This window comes from Nocardia sp. NPDC052254, assembly GCF_040679495.1.
Classification (GTDB): Bacteria; Actinomycetota; Actinomycetes; order Mycobacteriales; family Mycobacteriaceae; genus Nocardia.
The window spans coordinates 117,705-137,697 of sequence record NZ_JBFAUW010000008.1; the positions used below are offsets into that span (position 1 = coordinate 117,705).

Below are 19,993 nucleotides of genomic sequence, written 5' to 3' on the forward strand. Positions count from 1 at the left end.
CGATCATGACGAATGCCGAATGGGGTGCGGTCGATCAGTATCTGGTGGACACTCTGATCGGGGACGGTGATTCCGATGTGGCGCAAGCCAATTCGGACGCCGGTCTGCCCCCGATCGACGTCTCGCCGCCACAGGGGAAGTTCCTGTCGCTGATCGCGCTGTCGGCCGGTGCGCGCCGGGTTCTCGAGATCGGCACGCTCGGTGGATACAGCACCCTGTGGCTGGCTCGGGCGGTCGGTCCGCAGGGCCGGGTGATCACCCTGGAATTCGACCGGCATCACGCCGAGGTCGCCCGCGCCAATCTGGATCGCAAGGGCGTGGGGGAGCGGGTGGAGATCCGGGTCGGTGCCGCACTCGACAGCCTGCCCGCCGTGGCACACGACCATGCCGAGCCGTTCGATCTGGTCTTCATCGATGCCGACAAGAGCAACAACGCCAAGTATGTCGAGTGGGCGCTGCGCCTGACCCGTCCGGGTTCGGTGATCGTGGTCGACAATGTGGTGCGCGGTGGAGCGCTGGTGGACGGCGATGCCGACGATCCGGGCGTGCGTGGCGGGCGCGAGGTGCTGCGCCTGCTGGCCGACGAGCCGCGGGTCGATGCCACCGTGCTGCAGACCGTCGGCAGCAAGGGCTGGGACGGGTTCGCCTACGCGGTGGTGGTCGAATAGCGGAGCCCGCTCGTCGCCGGGCGGGCTCGGCACCGAAGCGTCGCTCAGGGAACCGCGGGTGTGCCGCCCGGTGTCACCGGGAGTCCGGCGGCCTTCCATGCCCGGAAACCGCCGATGAGATCGGTCGCGCGGGTGAGCCCGAGCCGCTGCGCGTCGGCGGCGGCCAGGCTCGAGGCGTAGCCCTCGTTGCAGACGATGATCACGTCGCTGTCCGCGGTCAGGCCGGGCAGCCGATGCGCGCCGGTGGGATCCAGGCGCCACTCCAGGACGATCCGCTCGACGACCACCGAGCCCGGGATCTCACCCTCGGCGAGCCGGTTGGCGTGCGGTCGGATGTCGACGATCAGCGCGCCCGTGGGCAATCGTCGTGCCGCTGCCTCGGGGGTGACCCGGGCCAGCCCGGCGCGTGCGTGCTCGAGCAGATCTTCGGCGCTCATACGTATCGGCTCCTGTCCCGTGCGGCAGCGGTCCCGGGCATCGTCACACACCCCTGAAATCCGACAGCGCCCGGTAGTGGCGAACCGGGCGCAGCGGCGGCGAGTACGCGTGCACCGTGGCGGCCGGGCGGGCACTGCGATTGTGCAACTGGTGGGCGCGCTCGGGTCCGAAGGCGACGGTGTCGCCGGCTCGCCAGCTCGTCGAGCGCACCGGGCCGTTGCCGTGGCTGAAGTCCTCGTCCAGTTCGCCGATCGATACCGTGAACGATCCGGACGCGCCGCCGTGGTCGTGTGGTTCGGTGCCCTGTCCCGGCGTCCACGACAGCAGCCACAGCTCGACACCCATGGTGAGTGCCAGGCGGGTCCACCAGCGCTGGGCGGGATCGAATCGGACGATGTCGAGCAGGGGAGTGGCGAGCTCACTCGCCACCGCGGAGGTCAGCTCGTGCAGCTCCGCGGGGGACCACAGGATGCGGTCCGCGATCACGGCCTCGTGTAGTAACGCCATATCGAGGTCTGGATGAATGTCCTTGGCGTGCTCGATATTCACTGGCGAAGCCGTGGTCACACTACTCCCTCGGTGTCGGTCGATGAGGTGCCGCGCGCCGCGGCCGCACGAATTCTGCGCCACCGCGGCAGGTTTGTGACCCCTCACGCTCAGCGTGAGCAAAACTCCGCCGGAGTCGTTGGGCGGCAGCCGGTTCCGGCCGCACTCACCGCCGGGCGGCGAATCCGTCGCACATCGCGGTCAGGCCCGAGCGCAACTGGCGCACCGGGTCGAGCAGATCGCCGAGGCCGGTGCCCTCGAGGGGTGCCAGGGCCGGTGGGCTCGGCCAGCGTGGTGTGCCCTCCAGCAGTGCGGTCAGGCCGGAGGGCTCGTCCTCGTCGGCGTCGCGTTCGGCGAGCATGGCGGAGCTGACCTGCTGCAGTGCGATTCCCGCGATATAGCTCCAGACCTCGAGCGCCATCCGGGTGGCCTCGCGCCGATCGTCGGTGAGCTCGGTGAACCCTTCGGTCAGCCAGCCCAGGCAGGTCAGGCTGTGCGGGCCGAAGTTGTAGCGCGGCACCGCGAAGGTGAACAGGACCCACGGGTGCAGCCGGTAGAGATCCCAGTCGATGTCGGCGGCCGCGTGCACCCGCTCGCGCCAGGTCCACCCGGGCTCCGGATCCGGATAGGGGTAACGCCGCGCGACCTCGTCGGTCATCTCGGCCAGCAGGGCCTCCTTGCTGGGGACGTGCCGGTACAGCGACATCGCGCCGACGCCCATGCGCTCGGCGATGCGGCGCATGGACAACGCCTCGATGCCGTCGGCGTCGGCGAGCGCGATGGCCGTGTCGACGATCGCCGCCCGGGTGAGCCGTTCCGGGCCGGATCTGCCGCGGCCGGAGCGCGCGTCGTCGCGAGGGTCCGGATGGGAATCGTCCGGCGCGGGCGGGCGGGAATTGTCCGGCATGAAACTCGCTTTCCTTATGGGTATCCGGATGCGTACACTGTACTCCGGCCACGCGTACGGCGTACGCACGAAGTGAAGGATAGGTGATGGTCGGCATTGATACCTCGGCGGCGGTCCGGTCCGCGCCGATCGCGACTCCCCGGCGGGCCTGGCTCGGTCTGGCGGTGCTGATTCTGCCGGTTCTGCTGGTGTCGATGGACATGTCGGTGCTGTATCTGGCGATGCCGACACTGACCGAACATCTGAACCCGTCGGCGGAACAGCAGCTGTGGATTCTCGATATCTACGGATTCATGATCGCGGGTCTGCTGATCACGATGGGCAACCTCGGTGACCGGATCGGCCGCCGCAACATTCTGCTCGCGGGCGCCGCGGTGTTCGGCCTGGCATCACTGCTGGCCGCCTTCGCCACCGGCGCCGGAATGCTGATCGCGGCCCGCGCGCTGATGGGTGTCGGTGGTGCGACCCTGCTGCCGTCGAGCCTGGCGTTGATCTCCAGCCTGTTCGCCGATCCGCGGGCGCGCGGCACGGCGATCGGGGTGTGGACCGCCTTCTTCGCGGGCGGATCCGCGGTCGGGCCGGTCATCGGCGGGCTGCTGCTGCACAAGTTCTGGTGGGGTTCGATCTTCCTGATCAACACGCCGGTGCTGCTGGTGCTGCTGGCGCTGGGACCGCTGGTCCTGCCCGAGCATCGGTCGTCCGGGCGCGGACCGCTGGATCCGCTGAGTGTGGTCATGTCCATCGGCGGCATCCTGCCGCTGGTGTACGCGATCAAGCGCGCGGCCGCCGAGGGGATCGATGTGGTGTCGGTCGTGCTGGGTCTCGTCGGTATCGCGGTGCTCGTGGTCTTCGTGCGGCGGCAGCGGGTGCTGGCCGAGCCGCTGCTGGATCTGAGCCTGTTCCGGGGTGGCCTGTTCCGGGTGGCGATCGGATCGTCCACGGTCGGCATGATGTCGCTGGCCGGGATGAGCTATCTGACCAGCACCTATCTGCAGACCGTGGCCGGGCGCGACGTGCTGGGCGCGGCGCTGCTGGGCATTCCGGCCGCGATCGCGGTGTTCGTCTGCTCGATGGGTGGTGCGCGGGTGGCGCGATGGCTCGGCACTCGTGGATCGTTCGCTGTGGCGCTGAGTTCGGCCGCGGTGGGCAATCTGATGCTGCTCGGCATCGGTGTCGACGGCGGGATCGGCTGGTATCTGGCCGGATCCACCATCGCGGGACTCGGCTACGGCATCGTGTTCACGCTGGTTTCCGAGGTCGCGGTGTCCTCGGTGCCGGCCGAACGGGCGGGATCGGCGGTCGGTATCTCCGAGACCAGCTTCGAACTGGGCAATGCGCTGGGACTGTCGCTGCTGGGATCGCTGGCCGCGCTGGTCTTCCGCTCCGGCGGGAACTTCGCCGACACCCTGGGCGAGACCATCGTGGAGCACCCCGGTGACGGCGCGGTCGTGCACGCGGCGCAGACCTCGTTCGTGCACGGCATGCACACGGCGGTGGCCGTCGGCGCGGCGCTGCTGATCGCGATGGCGGCCGCTGCGGTGGCGACCTCGTCGCGGCGTCGCTCGCGTGCCGTGGATCCGGCGACCGCGCAGGCCGGTCCGGGCTGACCCCGGGTCCGGCGCGGGTGGCGTCGGCTCGATTGCGGTGCGGCGGTTCCGGCCCGCGGGCCCGGGGCCCGCACATAGAGTTCCGGCTGTGACAGACAGTGTCTCGAGCGCCGCACCGGGCCGTCCGCTGGCCGAGCGGATCGCCACCCGGCTGTTGTATCCGACGACGCGGCCACGTGAGAAGGATCTGCGCGCGGCGGTCTCCGGACGGGTGGTGCTGGTGACCGGTGCGTCGCACGGTATCGGCAAGATCGCCGCCGCCAAACTGGCCGCCGCCGGTGCGGTGGTGGTGATGGTCGCCCGGTCGGGTGACGAACTCGAGGAAGCGGCCGACGCCATCACCATCGCGGGCGGTGTCGCGCACACCTACCGCGTCGACCTCACCGATATGGACGCCGTCGACGAATTGGCGCGAACGGTGCTGGCCACACACGGACGGGTCGACGTGGTGATCAACAACGCCGGTCGCTCGATTCGCCGTTCGATCGACGAATCCTACGACCGCTTCCACGATTTCACCCGCACGATCGATGTCAACTATCTGGGCCCGGTGCGGTTGCTGCTGGCCCTGTTGCCCGCGATGCGCGAGCGCCGGCAGGGACATGTCGTCAACATCTCCACCTGGGGGCTGCGGATGCCGCCCGCTCCGCGCTGGGCGGCCTACGGCGCGTCGAAGGCGGCCTTCGATCAGTGGTTACGGACGGTGGCCACCGAGATCGCCACGGACGCGATCACCACCACCTCGATCTACATGCCCCTGGTGCACACGCGCATGAGCGCACCCACCGATTTCGGTTCGATGCCCGGACTCACCGCCACCGAGGCCGCCGACCTCGTGTGTCACGCGGTCACCGCCAAACCGGTGGAGATCTCGCCGTGGTGGAGCGGCCCGCTGCAGGCGTGGACCGATCTGACCCGCGGACCCGCCCAGCGGCTGATGGCGCGCAGCTTCCGCGCGCGGTAGCCGTCGCATCCGCGACGACGAGCGCCGGTTCCCCGTCCGCGCACAACGTGCGCGGACGGGGAACCGGTTCAGTCCTGCAGAAAGGTCAGCAGATCGGCGTTGAAACGCTCCTTGTCGCCGGGGACCAGCGCGATGCCGTGCGAACCGCCCTCGTAGACGGTCAGGGTCGCGTTCGGGATGATCTTGGCCCCCTTGCGGGCGGTGGCGTCGATCGGTACGACCTGGTCGTCGTCGCCGTGCACGAGCAGGGTCGGCACGTCGAATTTCTGGAGGTCGGCGGTGAAATCGGTGTATCCGAAGGCGTCCACGCAGCGCACCCCGGCCTCGATCGACTCGTGCATGGCCATGAGCCAGAACGCATCCCGATTGCCCTGGGTGGCCTTCGTTCCGGGCCGGTTGGCGCTGAAGAAGCCTTCGGAGGTGTCGCGCCAGAACTGGGAGCGCTCGTTCAGGATGCCCTTCTTGATCTGATCGAAGACCTCGTCGGGCACGCCTTCGGGGTTGTCGGCGGTACGGGCCATCAGTGGTGGGATAGCCGACAGCAACACCGCGGAACGGACCCGTTCGGTGCCGTGGCGGCCGATGTAGCGAGCCAGTTCGCCACCGCCCATGGAATGCGCGACCAGTGTCACATCGCGGAGGTCGAGCTGGGTCAGCAGATCGTTCAGGTCGTCGGCGAAGGTGTCGAAATCGTAGCCGCTCCACGGCTGCGCCGATCGGCCGTGACCGCGGCGATCGTGAGCGATTCCGCGAAATCCATTGTCCGCGACATGTTTCAGCTGATCGTCCCAGGCGTCGGCATTGAGCGGCCAGCCGTGGATGAAGACCACCGGCCGGCCGGATCCCCAGTCCTTGTAGTAGATGTCGACCCCGTCGCGCGTTGTACACACAGGCATGGACGAACCTCCTCTGCGTGCGCCCGCCGGCCTCGGTCGCGGCCGTGAGAACGAGACACGACCTCCAGCGTAAGAGTTGGAACCGAGGCGTTGGGCTACGAATCAATTACTTCAGCAACTTGATAGCTATCACCGGTCAGGGCTCGAGAACCACCTTTCCCGCGGTGGCGCGATCTTCGAGCGCCCGGTGTGCGGCGGCGGCATCGGCGAGGGCGAAGCGGTGCACCGCCGGTCGCAATCGTCCGGACGCCGCTTCGTGCAGGGCGCGGGTCTCGAGGGCGGCGATCCCGCCGCCGCGTTCGAGCATCCGCGGCCCCAGAACCGAGCGTGATGTGATGGCGCGGGCGGCGAGGTGGCCCGGATCGAATTCCAGTGCGGTGTCGCTCCAGCCGAACACCAGGTGGGCGCCGCCCGCTGTGAGCAGATCGACCGCCGCGCGACCGGCCGCGCCGCCGACCCCGTCGAAAACCCAGTGCGCGGGGCGGTCACCGAAACGTGCGCGCACCACCGCCGGCCAGCCGGGATCGGTGTAGTCGAGGGCAGGATCCGCTCCGTTGGCCGCGGCCATGGCGACCTTGTCCGGTCCGCCGGCCAGGCCGACGACGGTGAGTCCGGCCGCACGCAGATATTGCACCAGCAGGGTTCCGATACCGCCCGCCGCGGCCGGAACCACCGCGAGCTGTCCCGGCTCGAGTTCGGCGAACCCGAGAATGCCGAGAGTGGTGCGCCCGGTGCCGATCATCGCCACCGCCGCGGCCGGATCCAACTCGCCCGGAATCCGGTGCAGCCGGTGCGCGTCGGCGACGGCCAGTTCGGCGTACCCACCCGGCGCCGTGCCCAGATGGGTCACGACCGCGGCGCCGAGAAGATCCTCGTCGACGCCCGGGCCGACCAGATCGACGGTCCCGGCGACCTCCCGGCCGGGAATGGTCGGCAACTGCGGCAGGGGATAGGGGCCCGGCAGGCCGCGGCGCAGGTGTGTGTCGACCAGATGAATCCCGGCCGCCGCCACGGTGATCCGGACCTGTCCGGCCGCGGGTAGCGGATCGGGGACCGACTCGTAGCGGAGATTGTCGGCCGGTCCGAATTCGTGCAGGCGTATCGCTTTCATGTCCTCACCCTGCAACCTCAGCCAATGTTGAGGTCAAGGGCCGGAAGCGCGGTCCGGTTCCGCAACGCTGCCCACGCCGCGCAGCAAGGTGTCGACCACGACATCGGCGGCGCGGGCGGGGTCGAGCTCCGGCAGGCTCTCGGCGGCGTTGACCATCAGCTGGGCCAGTAGTGCCGAGACCCAGCCCTCGGGCAGGCCGGGGCGCAGCAGCCCCTCGTCGGTGGCTCGCCGCAGGAAGGTGTCGACCTCGGCGATCAGTGGAGTGCGTCGTTCCCGGATGGCGTCGTCGGCGACCAGCCGGGCCGTCTGCACGGGCCAGCGACGATTCACGGCGACGATCGCCTCGACATACCGGTGCAGCGCGACCGTGACCGGGGCCTCGCGCAACCGGGCGTCTGCGATGGCCTCCTCGACCGCGTCGTAGCGGGCCCGGTACACCGCCGCCAGCAGATCGTCGCGGGAGGCGAAGCGGCGGTAGACGGTACGCCGGTCGACATTCGCGGCCGCGGCGATGGCCGACAGGCTCGCCGACGGATCGTCGGCGAGCAGCCGGGCGCCGGTGGTGAGTACCAGTTCGATATTGCGGGCGGCATCAGCTCTCACAGGGTCAAGATAGCCAATGGAGCAGCAGATAATCCAACAATCGCTGCTTTGCAGTAGCGAATTAAACTATAAGTGCTACAGTGATGACGCACTTAGTGAGAGTTCGGATGTTCGCCGAGAACCTCCGGACCGTCGAACGGAGAACTGAAATGGCCCGAACCTGGCTGATCACCGGTGCGTCGCGCGGCCTGGGCCGCCATGTGGCCGAGGCCGCTCTGGCCGCCGGGGACGCGGTCGTCGCCGGTGCACGTCATCCGGGACAACTCGACGAGCTGCGGCAGCGATACGGCGCGCGCCTGCTGCCGGTCCGGCTCGACGTCACCGACCCGGCGGCTGCCGAGGCTGCCGTGGCCGCCGCCACCGAGGCCTTCGGTTCGCTCGATGTCGTGGTCAACAACGCCGGATACGCCGACAGCGCGCCGATCGAGGAGATGGCCGCCGACGACTTCCGGGCGCAGATCGAAACCAACCTGTTCGGCGTCGTGAACGTCACCCGTGCGGCGTTGCCCGTGCTGCGGAGCCGGCGGTCGGGGACCTTCGTCCAGATCTCCTCGATCGGCGGGCGGGTCGGCGGCTCACCCGGATTGGGCGCGTATCAGACCGCGAAATTCGCGGTGGAGGGTTTCTCGGAGGTGCTCGCGGCCGAGGTGGCGCCGTTCGGCGTCCGGGTCGTCATCGTCGAGCCGGGGGCCTTCCGCACCGAGTGGCAGGGCGCGTCGATGACCATCCACCCCGTCGGTCCCGACTATGCGGCCACCGTCGGCGAGATCCATCGCTTCCGCCGCGAGAACAATGGGTCCCAGCCTGGCGATCCCGCGCGCGCCGCGCGCATCATCGTCGACGTGGTCGACGCCGGCGAACCGCCACGACGGCTGCTGCTGGGCAGCGATGCGCTGGCCGCGGCCCGCGCGGCCGGACAGGTGCGCGCGGACGAAACCGAGAAGTGGGCAGCGGTGAGCGCCGCGGCGGACTTCGCCGCGGCCGGCTGAGCGTGCGGTTCTAGGATCGGAGACCGTGACCGGTCGTGGAGGATGCCCATGAGTCTCGCGATGGTGATGTCGCTCGCCGATTCCCGGCTGCCGATCGGTGGGCACGTGCACTCCGGCGGTGTGGAGGAGGCGATCAGCTCCGGGATCGTCCGTGACATCGACACGGTGGCGGCCTACCTGCGGCGGCGGATCCGCACCGCCGGGCTGGTGTCGGCCTCACTGGCTGCGGCCGTGTGCGCGGGAGCGCTGACGCCGGCGGCGGCCGAGGCGCAGGCCGATGCCCGGGCGCTCGCCCCTGCCGCGCGCACCGCCTCGCGGGCGCAGGGGCGCGGGCTGCTGCGATTGGCGAAATTCGCGTGGCCGCACCATGATTGGTCCGATCTCGATGCGCGTCCCCATCTGTCCACCGCCTTCGGCGAGGTGGGCCGGGCGGCGGAACTGGCACCGATCGAGATCGCGGGTGTCGTGGTCTATACGACGATGACCGGGGCGGCGACCGCTGCCCAGCGGTTGCTCGCGCTGGATCCGGCCGCCGTCGCCGCGACGACCCTGGCACTCACGCCGCTGTGCGAGCAGACCGCCCGCGCGGCGACGACCGGCCCGGCCGCACTGTCCGATACCCTCGGCGACGTCCTGGCGCAGCGCCACCTCGAGCGCGAGATGCCGCTGTTCGCGTCGTAGTCCCCGGTATCGCGGGGCGAGTGGTCGACACCCGTGCCGTGACCGGCTCGTCCGCCGTGCCGGTAACACCGGGTTCACATGGATCGGCCACGATGTTGGCCGAAGGCCGATGCCGAGAGGAGAGCCCATGGCGCCCCATCTGATCGATGGTGAACCGCACGATCACGCTCACGACCGACCCAAGCGGGTGCGTACCCCCGGGGAACCGGTCCGTATCGGGATCGGCGGACCGGTCGGATCCGGGAAGACGGCACTGGTGGCCGCACTGTGCCGGCAACTGCGCGAGGAACTCTCGCTGGCGGTGCTGACCAACGACATCTACACCACCGAGGACGCCGACTTCCTGCGCCGGCACGCGGTCCTGCCCGATGAGCGCATCACCGCCGTGCAGACCGGGGGTTGCCCGCACACCGCGATCCGCGACGACATCACCGCCAACCTCGACGCGATCGACGATCTGATCGAGGCCAATCCCGGCCTGGACCTGATCCTGGTGGAATCCGGTGGCGACAACCTCACCGCTACTTTCTCGGCCGGGCTGATCGACGTGCAGATCTTCGTCGTCGATGTGGCCGGCGGGGACAAGGTTCCGCGCAAGGGTGGCCCCGGCGTGACGTTCTCGGATCTGCTGGTGATCAACAAGACCGACCTGGCGCCGATGGTGGGCGCCGATCTCGAGGTGATGGGGCGCGATTCGGCCGCTGTCCGCGACGGCCGCCGGTTCGTCTTCACTTCGCTGACCGAGGATCCGGCCGCCACCCCCGTACTGACCTGGGTGGGCGAACAGCTGCGGGCCGCCGCCGACGCCGATGCCCGGCGAATCGGGGAAGGCGCTGGTGCGCACTGAGATTCGCATCGTCGCACGCGCCGGTGAGCTGCCGCTGATCCACGCCACCGGCGCACTCGCGGCACGCCGCACCGGGCCCGGGACCGTCCACCTGGTCGGTGCGGCCGCGACACCACTCGGCGGGGACGACATCGATATCGGGATCGTGGTCGAGCCCGGCGCGCGGCTGGTGCTGCGCTCGGTCGCGGCCACCATCGCGCTGCCGGGCCACGCGAGCCGGATATCGGCGGCGCGGTGGACGGTCGACGTCGGTGCGGATGGTGAGCTGGACTTCGATCCGGAGCCGACGGTCGTCGCCGGCGGCGCGGATCATCGCAGTACCACCACCGTGCGGATGGCGGCCGATGCCCGGGTGCGGATTCGGGAACGGGTGCAGATCGGGCGCAGTGGTGAAGACGCCGGATTCTGGCGGGGTGATCTGATCGCCGATATCGGTGATCTGCCCCTGGTGCGGCACCGCCTGGAACTCGGCGCCGATGCCGCCACCGACGATCTGATCTCGGCGCCGCGGGCCGTGCACAGCGAGTTGCGATATCCCGACGATCGGCCCGCCACCACGTTCGGCACGGCGGGCGTCGTCCTGCCGTTGGCGCTGGGCGGCTCGCTGTCCACATGGACCGGTGCCGTGCTGCACCCCGCCTCGGCGTTCGAAGCGCGGTCCGCCGCCGTGCGATGAAACATCCGGGGAGCGTGGGGAGCTGGGGCCGTATCGGTCGCAGGCGCCGAGAGGGCGGGTGACATGAGCACGGTTCGAGGCCGTGATCGGTGCTGCGCCGCCGCACGCGGAGTGCGGTGATGCGATCAGCCCCCAGTCGGCGCCGAATCGCCGGATCGGTGCCGTCCGGGATCGGCTGGTCAGCCTGAGGCGGGACGGGTGGTTCCCGGCGTCACGGATTCGCCTGGCTGCGAAGAGGTTTCGCCGTTCCCCGAGTCCGGCTGACCGTCGGGCGCGGGTTCGGCGACCGGCGCGGGGGCGGGTTCGGTGGCCGGTGCGGGACCGGCCCCTCCCTCCGCACGCACTTCTCGCGCGTCCGCCTCGTTTCCGTTCATGGCCTCGAGTGCCAGCCGGGCGAAGACCCACTGCTCGGTGGCCGCCATCTGACCACGGTTGCGGCCGAGGAAGGCCACGAACCACTGGAACACCGTGACGGTGCGACTGCGGTACCCGATCAGGTAGTACAGGTGCAGGACCAGCCAGATCAACCAGGCCAGGAAGCCGCTGAACTCCAGCTTGCCGATCTGGCAGACGGCGTTGAACCGCGACACCGTCGCCATACTTCCCTTGTTGAAGTACTTGAACGGCTTGCGCTGCTCGGATGTCTGCTTGCCGGCGACCTCGGCCTTGATCTGCTTGGCCGCATACGTCGCGCCCTGGATGGCGCCCTGGGCCTGACCGGGCACCCCCGGTACCGCCATGAGATCGCCGACGACGAAGACGTTGGGATGGCCCTTGATGGTGAGATCCTGCTCGACCACCACGCGCCCGGCCCGATCGGTCGCGGTGCCGTCGGAGCGATCGGCGAGCATCTTGCCGAGCTCACTGGCCTGCACACCGGCCGACCACACCTTGCAGGCCGCCTCGATGCGCCGCTCGGTGCCGTCCTTGTCCTTGACCGTGACCCCGCGCGCGTCGACACCGGTGACCATGGCGTTGAGCTGAATCTCCACGCCCATCTTCTCGAGCCGGCGCTGCGCCTTGCTGCCGAGTTTCGGGCCCATCGGCGCGAGTACCGCGCCGGCGCCCTCGACCAGCAGTACGCGGGCGTCGCGGGGATCGATGTTGCGGAAGGTGCCGACCAGCGTCCGATCGGCGAGTTCGGCGATCTGCCCGGCGAGTTCGACACCCGTGGGGCCCGCCCCGACCACGACGAAGGTGAGGAAGCGATCACGTGCCTCCTGGGTGGTGGCCAGCTCCGCCTCCTCGAAAGAACCCAGGATGCGGGCCCGCAGTTCGAGTGCGTCGTCGATGGTCTTCATACCGGGCGCGTAGGTCGCGAACTGGTCGTTACCGAAGTAGGACTGCTGCGCGCCGGTGGCGACGATCAGGCTGTCGAAGGAGGTGACCGTGTCCCGGTTGAGCAGTTCGGAGGTCACGGTGCGGTTCACCAGATCGATGTCGTGCACGTCGCCCATGATCACCTGCGTGTTGTGGTGCTTGCGGAGCACGATGCGGGTGGCGGGTGCGATCTCACCGGTGGACAGGATTCCGGTGGCGACCTGATAGAGCAGGGGCTGGAACAGGTGAGTGGAGGTCTTGGAGATCAGGATGACGTCGACGTTGTCGTGTTCGAGATGTTTGCACGCGAACAAGCCGCCGAAGCCGGATCCGATCACCACCACCCGGTGACGTCGGTTCGCGACAGTTTCGGTTCCCATTTGCGCTCCTCGCCGGACGTTCGGTCTTCGACAGGCTCAACGGTAGTCGGCCCGCCCGAACCAGTCACGACGAGCACCGAATGTCGGCGCGTCCGCACCCCGTCCAGGAGCGTTACCCCGGTGCCGCGCGTTGCGGCACCGGCGGTTGCGCGCCGATGAGGGGACCGGTGAGCCGGTTGCCGCCGATGCTCTCCACCGTCGGCCACAGGAAGGCCGCGAGCTGATCGACGAATTCCGTGCGGGAGCGGGTCGGTTGCTGAATCCACGCCTCGGCCGACATCAGGATCGCGCCGACGGTGGCGGTCGCCCAGATCCGCGCCGACGCGGGATCGGCGTCCAGCCGCCGCAGGATGGTGTCGAAAACCGAGGTGGCCCAATCGGATACGTGTGTGAAGAAGGGCCGGTGTTCGGCGTCGTCGCTTTCCAGGCGCTGCATCAGCACATGATGCAGATTCGGATTGCCGTCCACGAAGTCGCACATCAGCGAGACCACCGAGCGCAGTAGCAGGCGGGCCGGCAGCGGCTCGGCGAGTAACTCGTCGGCCGCGGCGATGATGGCGTTCATGTGCCGCTGCGCCAGCGCGTCGATCAGCGTGGGCAGGTCGGGGAAGACCGCGTACACCGCGGTGCGCGCGTAGCCGGCTTCGGCGGCGACCTGCGCGATGCTCATCCGGGGCCCGGAGGTGGCGATCACGCGTTCGGCGGCGTCGAGGATCTCCGCCCGGCGCAGGCCCGGATCACGGGGTGGCCCGGGTGGGCGCCCCGGTCGCCGAGTCTCTGTGTCCCTTGTCACAGCGTGAGCCTACCTCTAATGTACGAGGTGTACTTTTTTCTGCGGCCGTCCGGCGTGGCGCGGCCGCTGCGTTCGGGAGGCTTCAGTCATGGTCAGTGTCGACCCGCGTCCCTCCGGCACCGAGCGGCGTCGTGCCCGGTCGTATTCCGCCGCGGAACGAGAGAACATCGGGCTGCTGGAGATTCCCGACAGCCATCCGATCGATCGGTTGCTCCGGCGATTGCCGGTCCGCGAACAGGCGCTGGCCACCCCGCCCAGCGGTACCACGGCGGCCGTGGTGCGTGGTGACTCCGGCCTGCCGGTATTGGGCCGCTCGCTGCAATACCTGCGCTGGGGTCCCGCCGAAATGCTCGATCGCTACCGCCGATACGGACCGGTGAGCTACAACAAGTCCTTCGGTGTCGACCGGGTCCTGGTCGCCGGGCCGGACGCGGTCGACGAGGTGCTGGGCAAGCGCCGCAACGATTTCGGGCAGGGCTGGGATTTCCTGATCGGTTCCTTCTTCCGCCGCGGCCTGCTGTTGCTCGAATTCTCCGAGCACATGTTCCACCGCCGCATCATGCAGCAGGCCTTCACCCGCGAACGGCTGGAATCACATCTGGCGCATCTGAGCCCGGTGGTGGAGGCGGCGGTCGGGCGCTGGAGTCCGGCCGGAGCCCGCACCCTGCGGTTGTATCCGACGGTCAAGGACCTCACCCTCGAGATCGCGACCGAGACGTTCATGGGACTGGATGCCGGCCCGCGGCGGCAGCGGCTGGGACAGGCCTTCCTGGACTGCACCCATGCGCCGCTGGCGCTGGTCCGGCATCCGGTGCCCGGCGGCGCCTGGCGGGCCGGCCTGCGCGGCCGGCGGGTCCTCGAGGACTACTTCGCCGCGATGGTGCCGGACAAACGCCGCGGCGGGGGAATGGACTTCTTCTCCGCGTTGTGTGAGGCGCGCACCGAGGAGGGCGACACCTTCTCCGACGCCGACGTGGTCAACCACATGATCTTCCTGATCATGGCCGCGCACGACACCACCACGACCACGGCCACCGCTGTCGCCTACTACCTCGGCCGCCATCCACAGTGGCAGGAACGGGTGCGTGTCGAGGCACAGGCGCTGTTCGACGATCTCGGCGGCGCCGCACCCACCATCGCCGACCTGGACCGGTTGCGTGATCTGGACCTGGTGATCAAGGAGAGTCTGCGCCTGGTGCCACCGGTCCCCGGGCTGGTGCGCCGCGCGGTCCGCGACACCGAGGTGGCCGGGCACTACGTCCCGGCCGGAACCCACGTCGACGTGGCCTACGCCTGCAATCACCTGATCCCCGAATTGTGGTCGCAACCGGCACTGTTCGATCCGGAGCGGTTCGCCGATCACCGGCGCGAGGACAAGTCCCATCGGCTGGCGTGGATGCCGTTCGGCGCCGGGGCGCACAAGTGCATCGGCATGCATTTCGGCACCTTCGAGGTGAAGGTGGTCATCGCGGCCATGGTGCGCGCCTACCGGTGGGACATCCCGGCGGACTATCTGATGCCGTGGGGCTTCAACACCATCCCGTTCCCGCGTGACGGCGCACCGATGCGACTGTCGCGGCTGTGATCAGCGGCCGCCGAACAGCAGCTTCGCGACGTGCGTGGTGGTCTCCTCACCCTCGGTGTAACCGCCCTGGTCGCCGAGGGAGTTCATCACCGCGAGGGTGTAGCGCTCACCGGGACCGGCGAATCCGACGGAGTTGACGACCCAGCCGCCGTTCTCGTCGGACCAGCCGTTCTTCAGGCCGGGCCGCATGTCGTCACCCGCGCCCCACACACCCCAGTGCTGATTGGTGTCGACCTTGCGCATGCGGTCGAGCAGGTAACCGCGGTCGTCGGGGTGCATGTGGTCGAGCACGTTGTTCATCAGCCGGTCCAGGTCGGCCGGGGTGCACTGCTGGAAACCCCAATCGGGGAACGCGTGCCCGGCGGTCGGCGGCTGCGGGACGAGCCCGGTCATCCCGTTGGCGCGGAAGGCGTTGTCGAACGCCAGCCGGTCGGGGCCGGCGTACTTGTTCCAGAGGTAGTCGGCCGCCGAGTCGTTGGAGGTGGCCAGCATCGATTCCAGCTGGGTCCGGTCCTCGGGCGACAGCACGATCGCGCCGACGCGGGCGCGGTTGAGCAGATCCTCGGCGATGGCCAGCTTGATGGTAGACGCCGTCCAGAACATGGTGTCGGCCTGGCCGTTGCTGTAGCTACCGCCGGTGACCCGATCGCGGACCACGTAACCGGTCACACCGGGACGGGAGGCGAGGTAGTTGTCGACCGCCGCGATCCGGCTGCTCAGATCGCAGTCGAATCCGTCCCGGCAGCCCTGCATGCGCAGCGGCATGGCGTCGGCGGGCGCCGGGTCGATCACGGGGGCGCTCGCCAGCAGGGTGGCGGCGACGACGCAGGCGCCGGCGGCGAGGCGAGTGGTTCGAATGCCGCGCGACGCGGTCCGGGGATAACGCACGGAAAGTCACAATAGCCACCGATACGGCGATCGTGCACCTTCCGGGGCGGCCGGTCACCGGGCCGGACGGACAAAGATCGTTGCAGGCCAGCGCATTTCGGCCACCAATGGGGTATCCGCGCTGCTCAGCGGAAGGCTGCGAGCAGTTCCTCGACGCTGCGGCCGTTGAGCCGATAGCAGTGTTCGAACGCCTCGGAGTGCGCGTCGCGCGCCCAGCTGTGCAGTACGACACCGCGGCCGTAGTGCCGGGAGTTGATCAATTCCCACGTCTCGCCCGATCGTCGTACCGTGAACCCGGATCTCGGTACGAGGGGGACCACCGTCGCAGACATGAACCGAACCAGCCTTTCGATACCGCTTCTCCCGACCCTCCCCGTAGAGCACTGTGGCACACGCCGCGCCCGGTGTCCGGGTGACACGCGGTGGCGGACTGCGCCGACCTCCTGTCGCATGACGAGATCATCGGATTCGATTGTGTTGCCAGGAGTTTGGTGACATGCTGCACTCGGCGACAAACGTGTGGTCGTGGGTGGTGTCCGACAGGTAGCGAGCATTGTCGGAATGGGGTCGCGGACGCCGATGTCGTGCGACGGCGGGTCGGGGCGACCGGCATGGGTCACCGGGTTTGTAGGATCGTGCCGCCGGATCACCCCCCAATGATCGAGCGAGGACGGAGAGGCGAAGGTGCTGCACATCCATCGCGCGGAATCGGCGAGCACCCTTGCCGACACCCTCGCGGCGATGCTGTCGGACCCGCTGCCGGATCCGTTCGCGGCCGAGGTCGTCGCCGTCGCGGCGCACGGTGTGCAGCGCTGGCTCAACCAGCGGCTGGCCGTGACGCTGGGGGCGGTGTCCGGTGACGGCGTGTCGGCGAACATCGACTATCCGGCTCCGGCGGCCCTGGTCGCCGGCATCTGCTCGGCCGCGGCCGGCATCGCCTCCGCGGCGGATCCCTGGGCGCCGGACCGATTGGCCTGGCCGGTACTCGCCGCATTGGACGACGCGATCGGTGAGCCCTGGGCCGCGGTGCCGGCCCGCCATCTCGGGGTCGGGCGCGGCCCCGCCGAGGCGTATCGTGCCGGTCGGCGGCTCGCCACCGCCTCGCACATCGCGACCCTGTTCGACAGTTACGGCAACACCCGCCCGTCGTTGATCACCGATTGGGCCGGGGGAGCCGACACCGACGGCTGTGGTTCGGCGCTGCCGGAGGATCTGCGGTGGCAGCCGCAGCTGTGGCGGCGGGTGCGGTCGCGGATCGGAGTGCCCGCCCCCGCCGAGCGCCTGCCCGAGGTCTGCCGCCGGATTCGCGCCGATCCGGCGAGTGTCGATCTGCCGCAGCGGCTTTCGCTGTTCGGCCCGCATCGGATTCCCGATGCCCAGCTCGCCGTGCTGGCCGCGGTGGCCGAACATCGGGACGTCCATGTCTGGCTGATCCATCCGAGCCCGGCACTGTGGCACGCGGGAGCCGGCGAGCCGGTGCGCACCGCCCACGCACCCCGTCGGCGGACGGTCACCGATCCGCTGACCGATCATCCGCTGCTGTCGGCACTGGGCCGCGATCTGCGTGAGCTGCGCGCGCGGCTGACCGTCCCGGACTTCGCCGACATCCACCATGAGGGCGGACTCGAGAATGGTTCGGGCACCGTACTTTCCGATCTCCAGAGCGCGGTCCGCGCGGGATCCCGGCCGCGGCTCTCGACCCGCGGCGCGGACGACGACACCGTGCAGATCCATGCCTGCCACGGCCCCGCGCGCCAGGTCGAGGTGCTGCGTGACGTGCTGCTCGGCCTGTTCCAGCGCGACCCCGCCCTGCAGCCTCGCGATGTGATCGTGCTGTGCCCGGATCCCGAGGGTTTCGCTCCTCTCGTGCGGGCGGCGTTCGGCCACGGCCCGGCGGCATCCGACGACCCCGATCCCGATCCGGCACACGGCCTGCGGGTCCGCCCGGCCGAACGCCGTGCCGGATCGGTGAATTCGGTGCTCGGCGTGCTCGACGACCTGCTCGGCCTGGCGGAGGGCCGGATCGGTGTCACCCAGGTGCTCGATCTGGCCGCGACCGAACCGGTGCGGCATCGCTGCGGATTCGACGATGACGATATCGAGCGGCTGCGCGAGTGGGCGGCCGAAACCGGCGCCCGCTGGGGGATCGGACAGCGGCAGCGGCAGGCATTCGGACTCGCCGACTTCGGCCAGAACACCTTGAATGCGGCCGTGGACCGCATTCTGCTGGGGGTCGCCGCCGGCGAATCCGGCGCGGACTGGCTGGATCTGGCGCTCCCGCTCGAGGATGTGGACTCCGGCGATGTCGCACTGGCCGGGCGATTCGCCGAGTTCGTCGATCGGCTGGCGGTGTGCGTGCGAGATCTCGGCGGGCCCACCACCGCCGAACCGGCCGGTACCCCGCGGCCCGCGCAGCAGTGGTCGCAGATCCTGCATCGCGCGCTGGATCTGCTGACCGAACTGCCCGCCGCCACGGCCTGGCAGGGCGTGCAGGCTCGCCGGGAGGTCGCCGCCGTATTCGAGCACGCCGGGCAGACCGAACTGCGGCTGCCCGATGTCGCCACCGCCTTGCGGGCCCGAACCCGGGCCCGCGCGGCGCGGTCGAACTACCGCACCGGAGAGCTCACGGTGTGCGGGCTGGCACCGATGCGGGCGGTTCCGCATCGGGTGGTGGTGCTGCTGGGCCTCGACGACGAGGTGTTCCCGCGTACCGGCGGAATCGACGGTGACGATGTGACGGCGCGGGAACCGCTTGTCGGAGAACGTGATACCCGCAGCGAGGACCGTGGCCTGTTGCTGGACGCGGTCATGGCCGCGCGTGAGCGCCTGGTGGTGCTCCACACCGGCGCCGACCCGGTGACCGGTGTCGTGCGGCCCCCGGTGACACCGCTGGCCGAGCTGATCGACGTGGTGCGGGCGCATCGAGGTATCGAGGACGTCGTGCGTCGCCATCCCCTGCAGGCCTACGACCGCGCCAACTTCGATGCTGTCGATCCCTTCGGATTCGACACTCTCGCACTGGCCGCGGCGCAGGCGGCCGCCCGGCCCGCGCAACCCGCGCCACCCTGGCTGTCGGCCGCTCTGCCCGCACCGGTGCGCACCGATGTCGAACTGTCGGAACTGGTGTCCTTCGCCGAACATCCGATCCGCGCGTTCCTCTGGCAGCGACTCGGGATCCGGGTGCCGGAAGAGGACGAGGACATCGACGAGCGGCTGCCGATCGAGCTGAGCGGACTGGCGAGCTGGAATATCGGCGAGCGGATGCTGGCCGCGCGGTTGACCGGCGCCGATCCCGCTGTCCTGCGCGCCGCGGAATGGCGGCGTGGCACCCTGCCGCCGTTCGGGCTCGGCGCGGCGGTACTCGCCGAGGTGGAATCGACCGTCGACCGCCTGGTGCAGGCGGCCGGACCGCTACAGCAGGCACCCGCTCGCACCATCGATGTCTCGGTGGATCTGGGGTCGGGACGGCGGCTCACCGGAACGGTCGCCGATGTGCACGACGACGCGCTGATCCGGGCCACCTACTCCCGGCTCGCGCCCAAACATCGTATGGCCGCGTGGGTTCGGCTGCTCGCGCTGGCCGCGACCGAGCGTCATCAGGGCTGGCGGGCGGTCGGCATCGGGCGCGGGAGATTCGGGCGCCCCGCCTGGCGCTCGACGCTGACCGCACCCGCCGCGGCGACCGCGGCCGAACTGCTGGCCGAACTCGCCGATCTGCGGGACGAGGGTCTGGCCGAGCCGCTGCCGTTCGGCCCGGCGTCGTCCGCGCTGTACGCCGAACGACGCTGTCGCGGAGCCGATCTCGATGACTCGATGGCCGCGGCCGAGGAGGAGTTCTTCGGTGGCCCCAAGGGGCCGCGGCCCTTCGGGGACCACACCGACCGCTATCTGACCTACATCTGGGGCCCGGATCCCGCCTTCGGCCGATTGACCGCGCCACTGCCGGAACCCGATCGGTACGGGGAGACCACCACCTTCGGATCGGTCGCCCGCCGGATGTGGAATCCACTGCTGGCCAACGAATCCCAGGGGCAGCCGTGACCGAGGAACTGTTTCCCGCCGCCGATGTGCGCACCGTCGACACCGCCCGCCCG

19 protein-coding genes are annotated in these 19,993 nt (G+C 69.7%); 9 read left to right on the forward strand and 10 right to left on the reverse strand.

Features of this window, described 5'->3' with window-relative positions:
- Positions 1-5 precede the first annotated feature (5 nt).
- Entirely contained in the window at positions 6-668 is a 663-nt protein-coding gene (locus AB0L57_RS20935; protein WP_364964580.1) for an O-methyltransferase, read from the forward strand.
- 44 nt (positions 669-712) lie between these two features.
- On the opposite strand, the gene AB0L57_RS20940 is transcribed toward AB0L57_RS20935, so the two are convergent.
- The 3 genes from AB0L57_RS20940 to AB0L57_RS20950 form a co-directional block, all read right to left on the reverse strand.
- Positions 713-1,105: a rhodanese-like domain-containing protein gene (locus AB0L57_RS20940; RefSeq protein WP_364964582.1), complete on the reverse strand. Its 393-nt coding sequence runs from the start codon at positions 1,103-1,105 to the stop codon at positions 713-715.
- A 43-nt stretch (positions 1,106-1,148) separates the two neighbouring features.
- Entirely contained in the window at positions 1,149-1,673 is a 525-nt protein-coding gene (locus AB0L57_RS20945) for a cysteine dioxygenase family protein (protein ID WP_364964584.1), read from the reverse strand.
- A 145-nt stretch (positions 1,674-1,818) separates the two neighbouring features.
- On the reverse strand, positions 1,819-2,559 hold the full coding sequence (locus AB0L57_RS20950; protein ID WP_364964586.1) for a TetR/AcrR family transcriptional regulator: 741 nt from the start codon (positions 2,557-2,559) through the stop codon (positions 1,819-1,821).
- 86 nt (positions 2,560-2,645) lie between these two features.
- Between AB0L57_RS20950 and AB0L57_RS20955 the strand changes: the two genes are divergently transcribed.
- Both AB0L57_RS20955 and AB0L57_RS20960 read left to right on the forward strand, forming a co-directional pair.
- Positions 2,646-4,166 (forward strand): MFS transporter, encoded by a 1,521-nt coding sequence (locus tag AB0L57_RS20955; RefSeq protein WP_364964589.1) that lies wholly within the window; start codon positions 2,646-2,648, stop codon positions 4,164-4,166.
- Between the two features lie 88 nt (positions 4,167-4,254).
- Positions 4,255-5,130, forward strand: coding sequence for an SDR family NAD(P)-dependent oxidoreductase (locus tag AB0L57_RS20960; protein ID WP_364964592.1), 876 nt, complete (start codon positions 4,255-4,257; stop codon positions 5,128-5,130).
- Positions 5,131-5,198: 68 nt separating this feature from the next.
- On the opposite strand, the gene AB0L57_RS20965 is transcribed toward AB0L57_RS20960, so the two are convergent.
- The 3 genes from AB0L57_RS20965 to AB0L57_RS20975 all read right to left on the reverse strand — a co-directional run bounded on the left by AB0L57_RS20965 (position 5,199) and on the right by AB0L57_RS20975 (position 7,740).
- Positions 5,199-6,026 (reverse strand): alpha/beta hydrolase, encoded by an 828-nt coding sequence (locus AB0L57_RS20965; RefSeq protein ID WP_364964594.1) that lies wholly within the window; start codon positions 6,024-6,026, stop codon positions 5,199-5,201.
- A 136-nt stretch (positions 6,027-6,162) separates the two neighbouring features.
- Positions 6,163-7,137 (reverse strand): zinc-binding dehydrogenase, encoded by a 975-nt coding sequence (locus AB0L57_RS20970; RefSeq protein ID WP_364964597.1) that lies wholly within the window; start codon positions 7,135-7,137, stop codon positions 6,163-6,165.
- A gap of 33 nt (positions 7,138-7,170) precedes the next feature.
- Positions 7,171-7,740, reverse strand: coding sequence for a TetR family transcriptional regulator (locus AB0L57_RS20975; RefSeq protein WP_364964599.1), 570 nt, complete (start codon positions 7,738-7,740; stop codon positions 7,171-7,173).
- Positions 7,741-7,889: 149 nt separating this feature from the next.
- Between AB0L57_RS20975 and AB0L57_RS20980 the strand changes: the two genes are divergently transcribed.
- The 4 genes from AB0L57_RS20980 to AB0L57_RS20995 all read left to right on the forward strand — a co-directional run bounded on the left by AB0L57_RS20980 (position 7,890) and on the right by AB0L57_RS20995 (position 10,933).
- Positions 7,890-8,729 (forward strand): oxidoreductase, encoded by an 840-nt coding sequence (locus tag AB0L57_RS20980; protein WP_364964602.1) that lies wholly within the window; start codon positions 7,890-7,892, stop codon positions 8,727-8,729.
- Positions 8,730-8,777: 48 nt separating this feature from the next.
- Positions 8,778-9,410, forward strand: a complete 633-nt coding sequence (locus AB0L57_RS20985) for an urease accessory UreF family protein (protein ID WP_364964605.1) — start codon at positions 8,778-8,780, stop codon at positions 9,408-9,410.
- Positions 9,411-9,537: 127 nt separating this feature from the next.
- Entirely contained in the window at positions 9,538-10,257 is a 720-nt protein-coding gene (gene ureG, locus AB0L57_RS20990; protein ID WP_364964608.1) for an urease accessory protein UreG, read from the forward strand.
- Positions 10,247-10,933 (forward strand): urease accessory protein UreD, encoded by a 687-nt coding sequence (locus tag AB0L57_RS20995; RefSeq protein ID WP_364964611.1) that lies wholly within the window; start codon positions 10,247-10,249, stop codon positions 10,931-10,933. Before ureG ends, AB0L57_RS20995 begins: the two co-directional genes overlap by 11 nt.
- A 179-nt stretch (positions 10,934-11,112) precedes the next feature.
- On the opposite strand, the gene AB0L57_RS21000 is transcribed toward AB0L57_RS20995, so the two are convergent.
- The gene (locus AB0L57_RS21000) at positions 11,113-12,633 is read right to left on the reverse strand and encodes an NAD(P)/FAD-dependent oxidoreductase (RefSeq protein ID WP_364964613.1); all 1,521 of its coding nucleotides are present in this window, start codon (positions 12,631-12,633) and stop codon (positions 11,113-11,115) included.
- 112 nt (positions 12,634-12,745) lie between these two features.
- Entirely contained in the window at positions 12,746-13,426 is a 681-nt protein-coding gene (locus tag AB0L57_RS21005; protein WP_364964615.1) for a TetR/AcrR family transcriptional regulator, read from the reverse strand.
- Positions 13,427-13,514: 88 nt separating this feature from the next.
- Here AB0L57_RS21005 and AB0L57_RS21010 point away from each other — a divergent pair, with 88 nt between their 5' ends.
- Positions 13,515-15,011, forward strand: coding sequence for a cytochrome P450 (locus AB0L57_RS21010; protein ID WP_364964617.1), 1,497 nt, complete (start codon positions 13,515-13,517; stop codon positions 15,009-15,011).
- Here the strand turns inward: AB0L57_RS21010 and AB0L57_RS21015 are convergent, their stop codons facing one another.
- The gene (locus AB0L57_RS21015; RefSeq protein WP_364964619.1) at positions 15,012-15,899 is read right to left on the reverse strand and encodes a tat pathway signal sequence; all 888 of its coding nucleotides are present in this window, start codon (positions 15,897-15,899) and stop codon (positions 15,012-15,014) included.
- Between the two features lie 125 nt (positions 15,900-16,024).
- A complete protein-coding gene (locus AB0L57_RS21020) occupies positions 16,025-16,231 on the reverse strand; it encodes a hypothetical protein (protein ID WP_364964622.1) in 207 nt (68 codons plus the stop codon).
- A 352-nt stretch (positions 16,232-16,583) separates the two neighbouring features.
- Between AB0L57_RS21020 and recC the strand changes: the two genes are divergently transcribed.
- Positions 16,584-19,940, forward strand: coding sequence for an exodeoxyribonuclease V subunit gamma (gene recC, locus AB0L57_RS21025; protein ID WP_364964625.1), 3,357 nt, complete (start codon positions 16,584-16,586; stop codon positions 19,938-19,940).
- Positions 19,941-19,993: the final 53 nt, after the last annotated feature.

What these genes read in the sequence shown, in the direction of transcription:
- AB0L57_RS20980 (WP_364964602.1), top strand. Translation starts at nt 7,890, where the DNA reads ATGGCCCGAACCTGGCTGATCACCGGTGCGTCGCGCGGCCTGGGCCGC.
- AB0L57_RS21000 (WP_364964613.1), bottom strand. Translation starts at nt 12,633, where the DNA reads ATGGGAACCGAAACTGTCGCGAACCGACGTCACCGGGTGGTGGTGATC.
- AB0L57_RS21010 (WP_364964617.1), top strand. Translation starts at nt 13,515, where the DNA reads ATGGTCAGTGTCGACCCGCGTCCCTCCGGCACCGAGCGGCGTCGTGCC.
- AB0L57_RS21020 (WP_364964622.1), bottom strand. Translation starts at nt 16,231, where the DNA reads ATGTCTGCGACGGTGGTCCCCCTCGTACCGAGATCCGGGTTCACGGTA.
- AB0L57_RS20935 (WP_364964580.1), top strand. Translation starts at nt 6, where the DNA reads ATGACGAATGCCGAATGGGGTGCGGTCGATCAGTATCTGGTGGACACT.
- ureG (WP_364964608.1), top strand. Translation starts at nt 9,538, where the DNA reads ATGGCGCCCCATCTGATCGATGGTGAACCGCACGATCACGCTCACGAC.
- AB0L57_RS20970 (WP_364964597.1), bottom strand. Translation starts at nt 7,137, where the DNA reads ATGAAAGCGATACGCCTGCACGAATTCGGACCGGCCGACAATCTCCGC.
- AB0L57_RS20940 (WP_364964582.1), bottom strand. Translation starts at nt 1,105, where the DNA reads ATGAGCGCCGAAGATCTGCTCGAGCACGCACGCGCCGGGCTGGCCCGG.
- AB0L57_RS20985 (WP_364964605.1), top strand. Translation starts at nt 8,778, where the DNA reads ATGAGTCTCGCGATGGTGATGTCGCTCGCCGATTCCCGGCTGCCGATC.
- AB0L57_RS20965 (WP_364964594.1), bottom strand. Translation starts at nt 6,026, where the DNA reads ATGCCTGTGTGTACAACGCGCGACGGGGTCGACATCTACTACAAGGAC.
- AB0L57_RS20955 (WP_364964589.1), top strand. Translation starts at nt 2,646, where the DNA reads ATGGTCGGCATTGATACCTCGGCGGCGGTCCGGTCCGCGCCGATCGCG.
- AB0L57_RS20950 (WP_364964586.1), bottom strand. Translation starts at nt 2,559, where the DNA reads ATGCCGGACAATTCCCGCCCGCCCGCGCCGGACGATTCCCATCCGGAC.